The sequence below is a fragment of the Kocuria aegyptia genome, assembly GCF_039530085.1.
Classification (GTDB): Bacteria; Actinomycetota; Actinomycetes; order Actinomycetales; family Micrococcaceae; genus Kocuria; species Kocuria aegyptia.
In genome coordinates this window covers 19,094-31,661 of the sequence record NZ_BAAAOA010000005.1, presented here as the reverse complement: position 1 = coordinate 31,661, position 12,568 = coordinate 19,094, and the positions used below count along the sequence as shown (strand labels likewise).

Below are 12,568 nucleotides of genomic sequence, written 5' to 3'. Positions count from 1 at the left end.
TGCGAGCAGGACTCAGACGTGCACGTGCAGGCGGCGGGCCGCCTCCGAGATCGAGCCCGTCAGGGACGGATAGATCGTGAAGGTGTCGGCGAGGTCGTCGACGTGCAGCTTGTGCGTGACGGCCAGCGAGATCGGGAAGATCAGCTCGGACGCGCGGGGGCCCACCACCACGCCGCCGATCACCGTGCCGGAGCCCTTGCGGGAGAAGATCTTCACGAAGCCGTCCTCGACCGCCATCATCTTGGCGCGCGGGTTGGTGGACAGCTTCAGCATGATGGTGTCCGCCTGGTAGGTGCCGTCCTCGATGGCCTTCTCGCTCACGCCCACGGAGGCGATCTCCGGCGAGGTGAAGATGTTGGAGGCGACCAGGTGGGTGCGCAGCGGCTTGACGGCGTCGCCCATGAGGTGCGCCACGGCGATCCGGCCCTGCATGGCCGCCACCGAGGCGAGCGGGAGAACGCCCGTGCAGTCGCCCACGGCGTAGACGCCCGGCACGGTGGTGCGGGAGACTCCGTCCACCTTGATGTGCCCGGACTCGGCGCGGGCGATCCCGACCTCCTCGAGGCCGAGGTCGTCGGTGGCGGGGATCGCGCCGACGGCGAGGAGGCAGTGCGAGCCGGCGATCTTGCGCCCGTCGGAGAGCGTGGCGACCACGCCGTTCTCGGTGCGCTCCACGGACTCCGCGCGGGAGCGGTTGAGCACGTTCATGCCGCGGCGCTCGAAGACGTTCTCGAGGACGGCCGCCGCGTCCTGGTCCTCGCCGGGCAGCACCTGGTCCCGGGAGGAGACCAGGGTGACCTCGGCGCCGAGGCCGCGGTAGGCGGAGGCGAACTCCGCTCCGGTGACACCGGAGCCGACCACGATCATGTGCTCGGGCACCTCGGTGAGGTGGTAGACCTGCTTCCAGTTGAAGATCCGCTCACCGTCCGGCTTCGCGGAGGGCAACTCGCGCGGGAGGGATCCGACGGCGAGCAGCACGGCCTGCGCGTCGAGGGCGTACTCCAGCCCGTCGTCCGTGGTGACCTGCACGCTGGTGGGGCTGAGCAGCCGGCCGGTGCCCGCGATCACGCGCACCCCCACCCGCTCGAGCCCGCGTTTGATGTCGCGGGACTGGGACGCCGCGAGGCGCAGCAGGCGGGTGTTGACCTTCTCCAGGTCCACGGCGAGGTCGTTGATCTCGTTGCCGTCCTTGCTGCCCCCGCGCACGTGCACCCCCAGGTCCGCGGCCTCGGCGAAGCGGGTCATGGCGTCGGCGGAGGCGATCAGCGTCTTGGAGGGGACCACGTCCGTCAGCACCGCGGAGCCGCCCAGGCCCTGCTGCTCGACGATGGTCACGTCCGCGCCGAGGCTGGCGGCGACCAGGGCGGCCTCGTAGCCGCCGGGACCGCCCCCGATGATGACGAGCTTCTGGATGGAGAATTCGCTGTGTGCAGTCACCCGGCCATTCTTGCAGGTGCGGCTCCGCGGGGAGAACCGCCCGGGCGGCTCCGGCGGCCCGGGACCATGCGGTAGCTTGGGGCGGGTGGACACAGAGCACAGCACCGACCGGGCCGACCCCTTCGAGCTCGCCCAGGAGGCCGCGGACGCCCTCCGCCGCGCCACGGGGGTCGACACGCACGAGATCGCCCTGACCCTCGGCTCCGGCTGGGCCCGGGCCGCCGAGCTGATCGGCGAGACCGTCGCCGAGGTGTCGGCCGCCGAGATCCCGGGCTTCAGCCTGCCCGCCCTCGAGGGCCACGTCGGCACGCTGCGCTCCGTGCGCACGGCCACGGGCCGGCACGCGCTGGTGATCGGCGCCCGCACCCACTACTACGAGGGACGCGGCGTGCGCCCCGTGGTCCACGGCGTGCGCGCCGCGGCCGCCGCCGGGGCGCGGACCATGGTCCTGACCAACGGCAGCGGCGGACTGAACCCGGCCTGGGGGCCGTGCACGCCGGTGCTGATCAGCGACCACATCAACCTCACGGGGCGGTCCCCGCTCGAGGGAGGCACGTTCGTCGACCTCACCGACCTGTACTCGCCGCGGCTGCGGGAGCTGGCCCGCGGAGTGGACCCCACCCTCGACGAAGGGGTCTACGCGCAGTTCCCCGGCCCGCACTACGAGACGCCGGCCGAGATCCGGATGGCCGGGGTGCTGGGCGCGGACCTCGTGGGGATGTCCACCGCGCTGGAGGCCATCGCCGCCCGGCACGCCGGGATGGAGGTCCTCGGGATCTCCCTCGTGACCAACCAGGCGGCCGGGATCTCCCCGACCCCGCTGTCCCACGAGGAGGTCCTCGAGGCCGGGCGGACCGCGGGCGACCGGATCTCCGAGCTGCTCGCCCGCATCGTCGCCCAGCTCTGACCGGCCGGGACGGACTCCCGGTCCGGCACCCCGGCGCACCCGACGCCCCAGGAGACCGCGCCATGACCACCGACCCCCGCACCGAGCAGCTCCTCGACGCCGCGCGCGCGTGGGGGGCCGCCGATCCCGACCCCGTCACCCGCGCCGAGCTGGGGGCCCTCGTGGAGGCGGCCGCCGGCGGCGACGGCGCCGCGCGGGCGGAGCTCGCCGACCGCTTCGCGGGCACCCTCCAGTTCGGCACCGCGGGACTGCGGGCGGCGCTGGGCGCCGGGCCGATGCGGATGAACCGGGTGGTGGTGCTGCGCGCCGCCGCGGGCCTGGCCGCCCACGTCCTGGCCGCCGGGACCTCCTCGGACCTCCCGGCGGGATCCGCCCCGCGCCCCCGCGCAGTGATCGGCTACGACGCCCGCCGCTACTCCGACGTCTTCGCCCGGGACACCGCCGCGGTGTTCACGGCCGCCGGCATCGAGACGCTGCTGATGCCCGCCCCGCTGCCGACCCCCGTGCTCGCGTGGGCGGTGCGGGCCCACGAGGCCGAGGTGGGCGTCATGGTCACGGCCAGCCACAACCCGCCGGCGGACAACGGCTACAAGGTCTACCTCGGTGGCCGGGCCGTGGCGCCGGAGGCCCGCGGCTGCCAGATCGTGGCCCCGCACGACCGGTCGATCGCCGAGCGGATCGCGGCCGTGGGCCCCGTCGAGGACATCCCGCGGGCGCAGGGCGGGTGGACGGTCCTGCCCGGAAGCGTCGAACAGGACTACCTCGACGCCGTCGTCCCCGCGGCCGCGCGCGCCGAGCGCGCCCTGCGGATCGTCCTCACCCCGCTGCACGGGGTGGGCGGGCGCACGACGACGGAGGCCCTGCGGCGGGCCGGCCTCGCCGACGTGCACGTGGTCCCGGAGCAGGCGGAGCCGGACCCGGACTTCCCCACCGTGGCGTTCCCCAATCCCGAGGAGCCCGGGGCCCTGGACCTGGCCCTGGCCACCGCCCGGACCGTGGGGGCGGACCTCGTCCTCGCCAACGACCCCGACGCGGACCGGGTGGCCGTGGCCGTCCCGGTGCCCGGGGGCGCGGGGCAGGACTGGCGGATGCTGCGCGGCGACGAGGTCGGGGCCCTGCTCGGCCACGCCGCGGCGACCCGGTGCGCAGGACGCGCCGGCGCCGTGTTCGCGAACTCGATCGTCTCCTCGCGGCTGCTGGGGCGGATCGCGGCCGCGGCGGGGATCGCCCACCAGGAGACGCTGACCGGGTTCAAGTGGATCGCCCGCGTCCCGGGCCTCGTGTTCGGCTACGAGGAGGCGCTGGGCTACTGCGTGGCGCCGGAGGTGGTCCGGGACAAGGACGGAATCAGCGCGGCCGTGGCCGTGGCGGAGCTCGCCGACGAGCTGCGCGCGCAGGGCCGGACCCTGCTGGACGTGCTGGACGATCTCGCCCTGGCCCACGGGTTGTACGCGACCGACCAGCTGAGCATCCGGGTGGCGGACCTGGGACGCATCCCGGCCATGGCGGACGCCCTGCGGGACGACCCGCCGGCGGCGCTGGGCGGCTCCGAGGTCGTGGAGGTCGCGGACCTCGCCGCCCCGGGGACCGGGCTGCCGCCCACCGAGGGCCTGCGCCTGCTCACCGCGGACAGCACCCGGGTGATCGTGCGCCCCTCCGGGACGGAGCCGAAGCTCAAGTGCTACCTCGAGGTGGTCGCCCCGGTGGCCGGCCGTGCCGCCCTGCCCGCCGCCCGGGCCGAGGCGCAGGAGCGGCTCGGGCGGATCCGCGCCGAGCTCGAGGCCGCGCTGGGGCTCTGACGGCCCACGGGCACCGACGGCCCGGGAGCACCGACGGCCCGCGGGGACTCCCGGCCCGTCCCGGCGGCCGGACCGCACGGCGAGGATCAGGAGACCGGGGTCCGCGTTCCGCCCTCGTCCCGGGCGAGCACCCGGCGCGAGATGGCCCGGGTGGCCCGGGTGACCACCTGCTCCAGCGGGCCCTGGCCCCGTGCCCGTCGCCACAGCAGGGCGAACAGCGTGAACACCACGAGCTGGCACGCCGTCCAGACGGCGGGGGCGAGCTCGAAGTATCCGGGCCAGAGCACGAGCAGGTGGACCGTGTAGAGCGTGAACGTCATCGCGCCCGCCGCCGCGATCGGCGCGAGCATCCTGGCGGCGACGCGCTCGAGGAGCAGGCAGACGCCGAGGACGGACAGCGCCAGGCCCACGTTGAGCGCCAGGAAGAACGGGGTGTTCGAGTGCGGCGCCGAGATCAGCAGCCACCACAGGGTGTCGGTGGGCAGCGTGGGGTCCCCGCCGAACACGAGCACCTCGTCGATCTGCGACTCCTCCATCCAGGGCGTGCCCTCGGCGATGGCCTCGTAGCCGCCGAGCACCTGCAGGGCGAGGGCGGAGGCCGACCACACGAGCAGGGCCACGGCGGCCCCGACCGTCGCGAGCAGCGTCTGCACCCTGCGGCTCGTGAGGTCCGTGCGCCCCACGGCGAGGCCGGCCAGCAGGAACGCCATCCAGGGCAGGGCGGGGTAGACGCCCGTCAGCAGCAGCTGGGACAGCACGGTGCCCGGGTCGAGGACCAGGTCCACGAGGCTGGGGTTCTCGTACTCGAGGCCGGGCAGCACGTCGACGGACCACTGCATGAGGAAGGGCGCGAGGAGCGCGAAGAGCGCGGCGCACAGCAGGAGGGACCGGGTCCGCAGGCGCAGGAAGGGCACGGCCAGCAGGAAGAGCATCCCGTAGTAGATCAGGATGTTGCTCACCGGCAGCTCGAGGAAGCCGAGGAGCAGGCCGACCAGCGCGATCACGCCCGCCCGCCCCGCCAGGGACCATCGGGAGGCCGTCATCCGCCGTCCCGTGCGGGGGGTGCGCCCGCCCGAGGCGAAGGCCAGGCTCACCCCGGCCAGGGTGGCGAACAGTGCGGCGGAGTGGCCGGCGAACAGTGTCCAGGACCAGTGCGCCTCGCCGGTCCGCTCGTCCCACGAGGGCAGCGTGTGCACGGCGACCATGCCGAACAGGGCCAGGCCGCGGGCGGCGTCGACGCCGATGAGACGGCGGGCCGGCCGGGGGACGCCGGCGGCGTCGGCCCCGGCCCCTCCGGCGGGGGCACCGGCGGCGGCGGTGGCCGCCCCGGACGGCGGCGTGCGTGGTACGGACATGCAATTCCCCCCAGGAATCGGTCGGTTCGTGCACCGGGGCCGGGACCGGCCCCGTCCGCGCCCCCCGGCGCGGCGCCCGCGCGGACGTCGTGGACGACGGCCGCGCGGTGCACTGGTGCACATCCCAGCTTACAAGAGCAAACGCCGAACGGGCCCCCGGCACCGGACTCGTCCTGGGATCCGCCTCAGGACTCCTCCGGGGAGTCCTCCGGGGAGTCCTCCGGGGAGTCCTCCGCGGCGGCCGCCAGCGCGCGCTCGAGGATGCGGGCGTACGGCAGCCCGAAGTGGTCCACGCCGTCCCGGTACCGGATCCGGGCGCGCTCGTAGCCCTGGTCCTCGTACCACCGGTGCCCGTCCCACGCCGCGGACACGGCGTTGAACCTGGCCCGCGGATCGCTCCCGTCGTCCTCCGTGCCCACGTCCCAGCGCAGGCGCAGCTCCCGGAGCTGCTCGCGGGTGGGCTCCGCGGCGGGCGAGTCCGGGGCCTGTCCGCCGCCCATCATGATCGCGCCGCCGCCGGGCACGAGGTCGACGTGGTCCGCCAGCAGCTCCTGACTGATGAACTGGGCCCCGCCGGAGTACCCGGTCAGCCAGGTGCGGGAGCGGTCGATGTCGTACTCGCGCTCGAGGCGCTCCTCGACGAGCGCCAGGAACCAGCGCGCGTTGCGGTCCCGCTCCTCCCACCAGGTGATCTCCCCCGCGCGGTCGGGGGTCCGCGGCACCACCAGCAGCAGGTTGTGCTCCCGCGCGACCTCCGCCAGGCAGGAGGCGGTGTACTGGGGGTTCTCGTACTCGAAGGCCCCGTCCCCGTGGAAGTGGTAGACGACGCCCACCGGCCGGTCCCAGTCCAGGCCCTCGGCGAGGACGTGGTAGGAGCTGGTGATCCCGTCGTGCTCGTAGTCGAGCTGGAAGCGGTCCTGCCGGTCCTCCCCCGGGCCGAACACGCGGGCGTCCAGCACGGCGGCGTCCGTGGGACCGCCGGGACCGCGGGCCGTCACCCGGACGCCGTCGAGACCGTAGCGGGCACAGGACACGGTCTCGGGGGTCTCCGCCTGCGGGGTCTCCTCGTCCCGGCCCAGCAGGAGGGACACGGTCGCGACGAGCAGGAGCACCAGCGCCAGGGCACCGGCCCCGATCAGGCGCAGCCGTCGCCGGGCGCGCCGGGACGCCTGGCCGCGGTGGCGGTGCCGGTGCGTCAGCCAGGACCAGGGCCACCGGGGACCGCGCCGAGGGTGTTGTCGTGTCACCCGGTCATCTTATGAAGGAGTCCCTGGGAGAACGCCCACGACGTGCCGTCAGGCGGGGAGGGCGACGAGCACCCGCCCGTCGCGCACCTCGGCCGGGTGCACCGGCAGGGCGGGGCCGTCCCCGGTGAGGCACGAACCGGTCGCGAGGTCGTACACCTCCTTGTGCAGCGGCGAGGCGACCGTGACGGCCGAACCGCGGGAGCCGAGGATGCCGCGCGCCATCACGCAGGCCCCGGTGCGGGGATCACGGTGGTCGGCCGCGAGCACCGTGGCGGCGTCCACCCGGTACAGGGCCACCTGCCGGCCCGCCACCCGGGCGGCCTCGCCCCACAGGGGCTCGAGGTCCGCCAGGGCGCACACGTCGTGCCACGTCGTTGCGGCCGCCCGGGGCGCGGCGGCCGCCGGCCCGGCGGGCGGGGTCGGGGTCGGGGTCGGGGTCGGGGTCGGGGTGAGGGTGGTCGTCATGGGGGCCTCCTGCGGCTCGGGCAACGTCGTGCTCGACGTTAGGCGGGGCCGATGACGCACGTGCTCCGGGGCGGTTTCACGTCCGTCAAGGTCCGCTCACACGGAGCCGGGGCACCGGTGAGGGAAGCGAAAAGCGACCGGAACGGCGGGGCAACGGGAGGGCAATCCCGTCTCCCTAGAGTCGGGGGCAACGCCCCAGCCGCCCGCCAGCTCCCGGAGGTCCCCGTGCCGCGCTCCCCTTTCACCCCGCAGTCCCCCCAGCACGTCGTCGTGGTCGGCGGCGGCCCGGCCGCCCACCGGTTCGCGGAGGCGGTGCTCTCCGCGGAGGACCACCACGTGCGCCTGACCGTGTTCGCCGACGAGCCGTGGGTCCCGTACGACCGCGTCCAGCTGTCCAAGGCGCTGACGGGCCCGGCGGGCGCCGTCGGCCTGACCCTGGGCGGCGGCACCGTGTGGCAGGACCCGCGGGTGGAGCTGCGCCAGGGCGTGGAGGCCCGCGAGTTCGACCCCGCGGCGCGAACGGTCACCGCGGCGGACGGGACCGTGACCGGCTACGACGAGCTCGTCCTGGCCACCGGCTCCGACGCCGCCCGCCTGGACGTCCCCGGCGCCCACCACGCCTTCGTCTTCCGCACCCTCGACGACGTCGCGGGCATCCGCGCCGAGGTCGAGCGGCTGCGCGCGCTCTACGGGCGCACCCCGCGCGGCGCGGTCATCGGCGGCGGCCTGCTGGGCCTCGAGGCCGCGGGCGGGCTCCAGGAGCTCGGCGCGGAGGCCACGGTGGTGCACTCCCGCAAGTGGCTGATGAACGCCCAGCTCGACGAGGGCGCCGGCCGCTCCCTCAACGCCCTCATCGCCGCGCGCGGCGTGCGCCTGCACCTGGGCGAGCGGCCCTCCGGCGTGGGGCTGCGCAAGTCCGACGGCGAGGTGAGCGCCGTGGAGTTCCGGGACTCCGCCGACCTCGAGGCGGACCTGGTCATCGTGGCCACCGGCATCCGGGCCCGGGACCGGCTGGCCTTCAACGCGGGCCTCGAGACCGCCCCGCGCGGGGGCGTGGTCATCGACGAGGCCTGCCGCACCTCCGCGGAGCGCGTGTGGGCGATCGGTGAGGTCGCGTCCTGGAACGGGGAGTGCCTCGGGCTCGTGGCCCCCGCGAACACCATGGCGGAGATCGTCGCGGACCGGCTCGCGGGCGGGCGCTCCACGTTCGACGGCTTCGACACGGCGACCAAGCTCAAGCTCTCCGGCGTGGATGTCGCGTCCTTCGGGGACGCCTACGGGGAGACCGAGGACTGCCTCGAGGTCGTCTATGCGGACCCCGCCCGCGGGATGTACCAGAAGATCGTGGTCACCCAGGACGCGCGGACCCTGCTGGGCGGGGTGTTCGTCGGCGACGCCGAGCCGTACAACGCGCTGCGCCCGCTGCTGGGCCGGGAGCTGCCCGGTGAGCCCGGCGCCTATCTCTCCGCGTCCGGCGGGGACGCCCCGGCCGGGGACCTGCCCGACGACGCCGTGATCTGCTCCTGCAACAACGTCACGACCGGGGCCGTGCGGGAGCAGATCTCCTGCGGCGTGCACGAGATCGGCGAGCTCAAGAAGTGCTCGCGCGCCGGCACGCAGTGCGGGTCCTGCCTGCCGATGCTCAAGAAGACCCTGGACGCGGGGCTGGCCAAGGCCGGTGTCGAGGTCTCGAGAGCGCTGTGCGAGCACTTCGAGCTCTCCCGCGCCGAGCTCTTCGAGGCCGTGCGCGCCCTCGACCTGGCCTCGTGGGACGAGGTCGTCGACCGCTTCGGCACCGGCCTGGGCTGCGACATCTGCAAGCCCGTGGTCGCCTCCGTGCTGGCCTCGCAGCGGGACGAGTACGTGCTCGACGCCGGCCGGGGCGCCCTGCAGGACACCAACGACCGGGCCCTGGCCAACATGCAGAAGGACGGCACCTACTCCGTGGTCCCGCGCGTGCCCGCCGGGGAGATCACCCCGGAGAAGCTCATCGTGCTCGGCGAGGTCGCGCGCAAGTACGGGCTCTACACCAAGATCACCGGGGCCCTGCGCGTGGACATGTTCGGCGCCCGGCTCGAGCAGCTGCCCGAGATCTGGCGGGAGCTCGTGGACGCCGGCTTCGAGTCCGGGCAGGCCTACGGCAAGGCTCTGCGCAACGTGAAGTCCTGCGTGGGCTCCACATGGTGCCGCTACGGGGTGCAGGACTCCGTGGGCATGGCCGTGCGGCTGGAGCTGCGCTACCGGGGGCTGCGCTCCCCGCACAAGTTCAAGATGGGCGTCTCGGGCTGCGCCCGCGAGTGCGCCGAGGCCCGCGGCAAGGACGTGGGCATCATCTCCACGACCGACGGCTGGAACCTCTACACCGGCGGCAACGGCGGCGCGAACCCCGCCCACGCCCAGCTGCTGGCCCAGGGCCTGGACGACGAGACCCTGGTCCGCTACATCGACCGGTACCTCATGTACTACATCCGCACCGCGGACCGGATGCAGCGCACGGCCCGGTGGCAGGAGGAGCTCGACGGCGGGATCGAGCACGCGCGCGCCGTCGTCGTCGAGGACTCCCTGGGCATCGGCGAGGAGCTCGAGGCCGCGATGGCCCGGCACGTCGACCGCTACGAGGACGAGTGGGCCGCGACGCTGCAGGACCCCGAGCGGCTGCGCCGCTTCCGCTCCTTCGTCAACGACGCCGCCCCGGACGACTCCCAGGACTACGTCCTGGAGCGCGGTCAGCGCCGGCCCGCGACCGACGCCGAGCGCGCCGCCGCCGAGGCCGGCGAGGGCCCCGTGCTGCTGACCGGCCCGCGCATCCCGGTCCGCGGGGGCGCCGCGGCCACCGGGGCCTGATGCGGCCCGGTCCCGCGTGCGGAGCCCGTGGTGCGGAACCGGAAACCTGGGGTAACACCACGGTCACAGGACCGGCCTACGCTCGGGACATGACCGCCGCCCCCTCAGCCCCCTCCGCCCCCTCCGCCCCCGCCCCCGACGGCCTGGGCACGGCCGGCGCGCTCGGCGAACTGACCGGGTTCCGCGTCGGCGTCACGGCCCACCGCCGCGCCACGGACTTCATCGCCGCCCTGCAGCGCCGCGGCGCGCAGGTGGTGCACGCCCCCGCCCTGATGATCTCCCCCGTGGCAGAGGACACCCGGGTGGTCGAGGACACCCGCACGATGCTCGCCCACCGGCCCGGGATCGTCGTGGTGACCACGGCCTACGGGCTGCGCCGGTGGTTCGAGGCCGCCGACGCGGCGGGCCTCGGGGAGGACCTGCGGGACGCCTTCCGGGCCGCACGGGTCATCGCCCGCGGGGCGAAGGCCCGGGGTCAGGTGCTCTCCCTCGAGCTCGAGGACGCGGAGGTCTCCGAGGACGAGCGGACCTCCTCGGTGGTCGACCGGCTCCTGGCCGACGGCGTGGCCGGCGCCCGCGTGGCCGTCCAGCTGCACGGGCTGACGGACGAGCTGCAGCTCGAGCGGCTCGTGGCCGCCGGGGCGCAGGTGGACACGGTCTCCCCCTACCGGTGGCTGTCGGCCGACGACGGCGAGCGCCTGCCCGCCCTGGTCCGCGAGGTGTGCGAGCGTCGCCTGGACGTGCTGACCTTCACCGCCGCCCCCGCGGTGGACTCCCTGTTCAGCACCGCCCAGGAGCTGGGCCGCTACGAGGACCTCGTGGCCGCCCTGCGCACCGACGTCACGGCCGCCGCGGTGGGGCCCGTGTGCGCCGGGCCCCTGCTGGAGGCCGGCGTGGAGCCGCTCGTGCCGGAGCGCTTCCGGCTCGGCGCCCTGGTCCGGGCGGTGTGCACCCACGCGGTCGAGGAGTGCACCCTGGTGGTGGCCACCCGGCACGGGACGCTGCGGCTGATGAGCACCGGCGCCGCCCTGGAGGACCGGTTCGTCCCGCTCTCCGACGCCCAGGTCGCGGTGCTGCGCGCCCTCGCGGCGCACCCCGGGGCGGTGGTCTCCCGGGGGCTGCTGCTGTCCGCGGTGCCGGGCCTGGAGACCGAGCACGCCCTGGAGATGGTGATCTCCCGGCTGCGCCGGGTCCTGCCGGCGCCCCTGGTCGCCACCGTGATCAAGCGCGGCTACCGGTTGGACCCCTGAGCCGGCGTCCGGGCCACGGCCCGGCGGACCGGCCCGACCACGGCGTTCATCGCCCGCTCCAGCGGGCCCCTCCCGAAGGCCCGCTGCCAGGCGAGGGCGAACAGCACGGAGAGCGTCAGACTTGCGACCAGCCACAGCGCGGGGGCGGTGTAGAAGAGCTCGAAGGACAGGAACACCAGGTGCGCCGTGTACAGGGTGAGGCTCATCGCCCCCATGGCCGCCACCGGCAGCAGCCACACGGCGTGCCGGCGGGCGAGGAGCAGGCACGTGCCGACCACGGCCAGGCCCACCCCGAGGCTCCACGCCACGGAGAACGGCGTGTTGACGTCCGGGGTGGTGAGCACCAGCCACCACGGCGAGGTCGTCGGCAGCCTCCCCTCGGGCCCGTAGGTCAGCAGGCTCTCGAGCTGCTCCGCGGTGAGGTCCGGGTCGCTGAACAGCAGCCTCGTGTAGACGTCCCCGGCGTAGAGCAGCTGCCGTGAGACGAGCTTCGCGGTCACCGCGAGCACCGCGCCCACCACGACCAGCCGGACCTGCACGTCCCGGCGGCGGAGGTTCAGCCGGCCGACGGCCAGGCCCGCGAGCACGTAGGCCAGGTACGGCAGCGCGGGGTAGGTCCCCGTCAGGAGCAGCTGTCCGAGCAGGGCGAGCGGCTCGGTGACCAGGGTGACGAAGGTCGGGTTGTACGAGGAGAACTCCGGCAGCGCGTCACCCACGAAGTGCAGCAGCAGCGGGCCGGCCACCAGGGCGACGGCCGCGCCGAGGAACAGGGCCCGCGGCCCGAGCCCCAGGACGGGCAGGGCGAGCAGGAAGAACACGGCGAAGTAGATCAGGATGTTGTACGCCGGCGGCTCGGGCGGCATGAGGTGGCCGATGAGCAGGCCGAGGACCAGCAGCAGCAGGGCGCGCACCGCGATGCCGGCCCGGGCGGCCGTCATCGCCCGGCCCCGGAGCGGCCGGCGGCCCCCGGAGGTGAGCGCCAGCCCCGTGCCGGCCAGCAGGGCGAACAGGGCCGGGGAGTCACCGGGGAACAGGATCCACGTCACGGTGGGCCTGCCCGTGGCGGCGTAGGACATGGGCAGGATGTGCACGCACATGATGGCCACGAGCGCCAGGCCCCGGGCGGCGTCGAGACCCACCAGGCGCCTCGGGGCACGTCGTGCGGCGCTGCCGGGCCCCGCGGACGGGTTCCCGGTGGGGCGCTCCCTCATCGATGCTCGTCCTCTCCGTCGGGGCCGGTCCGCGGGCACGGGCGGCGGGCGCG

Annotated in this window: 9 protein-coding genes; 4 read left to right on the top strand and 5 right to left on the bottom strand. The window is 75.0% G+C overall.

What is annotated here, in order from left to right; all coding sequences use genetic code 11:
* Positions 1 to 12: 12 nt before the first annotated feature.
* Positions 13 to 1,437, bottom strand: coding sequence for an NAD(P)H-quinone dehydrogenase (locus ABD220_RS00815; RefSeq protein ID WP_344118963.1), 1,425 nt, complete (start codon positions 1,435 to 1,437; stop codon positions 13 to 15).
* Positions 1,438 to 1,522: 85 nt separating this feature from the next.
* On the opposite strand from ABD220_RS00815, the gene ABD220_RS00810 reads away from it, so the two are divergent.
* Positions 1,523 to 2,344, top strand: a complete 822-nt coding sequence (locus ABD220_RS00810; RefSeq protein ID WP_344118961.1) for a purine-nucleoside phosphorylase — start codon at positions 1,523 to 1,525, stop codon at positions 2,342 to 2,344.
* 62 nt (positions 2,345 to 2,406) lie between these two features.
* Positions 2,407 to 4,143: a phospho-sugar mutase gene (locus ABD220_RS00805; RefSeq protein ID WP_344118960.1), complete on the top strand. Its 1,737-nt coding sequence runs from the start codon at positions 2,407 to 2,409 to the stop codon at positions 4,141 to 4,143.
* A gap of 86 nt (positions 4,144 to 4,229) precedes the next feature.
* Here ABD220_RS00805 and ABD220_RS00800 read toward each other — a convergent pair whose 3' ends face one another.
* The 3 genes from ABD220_RS00800 to nirD all read right to left on the bottom strand — a co-directional run bounded on the left by ABD220_RS00800 (position 4,230) and on the right by nirD (position 7,210).
* Positions 4,230 to 5,498 (bottom strand): heparan-alpha-glucosaminide N-acetyltransferase domain-containing protein, encoded by a 1,269-nt coding sequence (locus tag ABD220_RS00800; protein WP_344118959.1) that lies wholly within the window; start codon positions 5,496 to 5,498, stop codon positions 4,230 to 4,232.
* A gap of 185 nt (positions 5,499 to 5,683) precedes the next feature.
* Entirely contained in the window at positions 5,684 to 6,745 is a 1,062-nt protein-coding gene (locus ABD220_RS00795; protein WP_344118958.1) for an alpha/beta hydrolase family protein, read from the bottom strand.
* A gap of 48 nt (positions 6,746 to 6,793) precedes the next feature.
* On the bottom strand, positions 6,794 to 7,210 hold the full coding sequence (gene nirD, locus ABD220_RS00790; RefSeq protein ID WP_344118957.1) for a nitrite reductase small subunit NirD: 417 nt from the start codon (positions 7,208 to 7,210) through the stop codon (positions 6,794 to 6,796).
* Between the two features lie 225 nt (positions 7,211 to 7,435).
* Here nirD and nirB point away from each other — a divergent pair, with 225 nt between their 5' ends.
* A complete protein-coding gene (gene nirB / locus ABD220_RS00785) occupies positions 7,436 to 10,054 on the top strand; it encodes a nitrite reductase large subunit NirB (protein WP_344118955.1) in 2,619 nt (872 codons plus the stop codon).
* A gap of 89 nt (positions 10,055 to 10,143) precedes the next feature.
* Positions 10,144 to 11,304: a uroporphyrinogen-III synthase gene (locus ABD220_RS00780; RefSeq protein WP_344118954.1), complete on the top strand. Its 1,161-nt coding sequence runs from the start codon at positions 10,144 to 10,146 to the stop codon at positions 11,302 to 11,304.
* On the opposite strand, the gene ABD220_RS00775 is transcribed toward ABD220_RS00780, so the two are convergent.
* Positions 11,286 to 12,515 (bottom strand): heparan-alpha-glucosaminide N-acetyltransferase domain-containing protein, encoded by a 1,230-nt coding sequence (locus ABD220_RS00775; protein WP_344118952.1) that lies wholly within the window; start codon positions 12,513 to 12,515, stop codon positions 11,286 to 11,288. The two genes, ABD220_RS00780 and ABD220_RS00775, sit on opposite strands and share 19 nt — an antisense overlap.
* Between the last annotated feature and the right edge of the window lie 53 nt (positions 12,516 to 12,568).

Excerpts from the sequence above, each read along its gene's own strand:
- ABD220_RS00805 (WP_344118960.1), top strand. The coding sequence starts at position 2,407 with ATGACCACCGACCCCCGCACCGAGCAGCTCCTCGACGCCGCGCGCGCG.
- ABD220_RS00800 (WP_344118959.1), bottom strand. The coding sequence starts at position 5,498 with ATGTCCGTACCACGCACGCCGCCGTCCGGGGCGGCCACCGCCGCCGCC.
- nirD (WP_344118957.1), bottom strand. The coding sequence starts at position 7,210 with ATGACGACCACCCTCACCCCGACCCCGACCCCGACCCCGACCCCGACC.
- ABD220_RS00780 (WP_344118954.1), top strand. The coding sequence starts at position 10,144 with ATGACCGCCGCCCCCTCAGCCCCCTCCGCCCCCTCCGCCCCCGCCCCC.
- ABD220_RS00775 (WP_344118952.1), bottom strand. The coding sequence starts at position 12,515 with ATGAGGGAGCGCCCCACCGGGAACCCGTCCGCGGGGCCCGGCAGCGCC.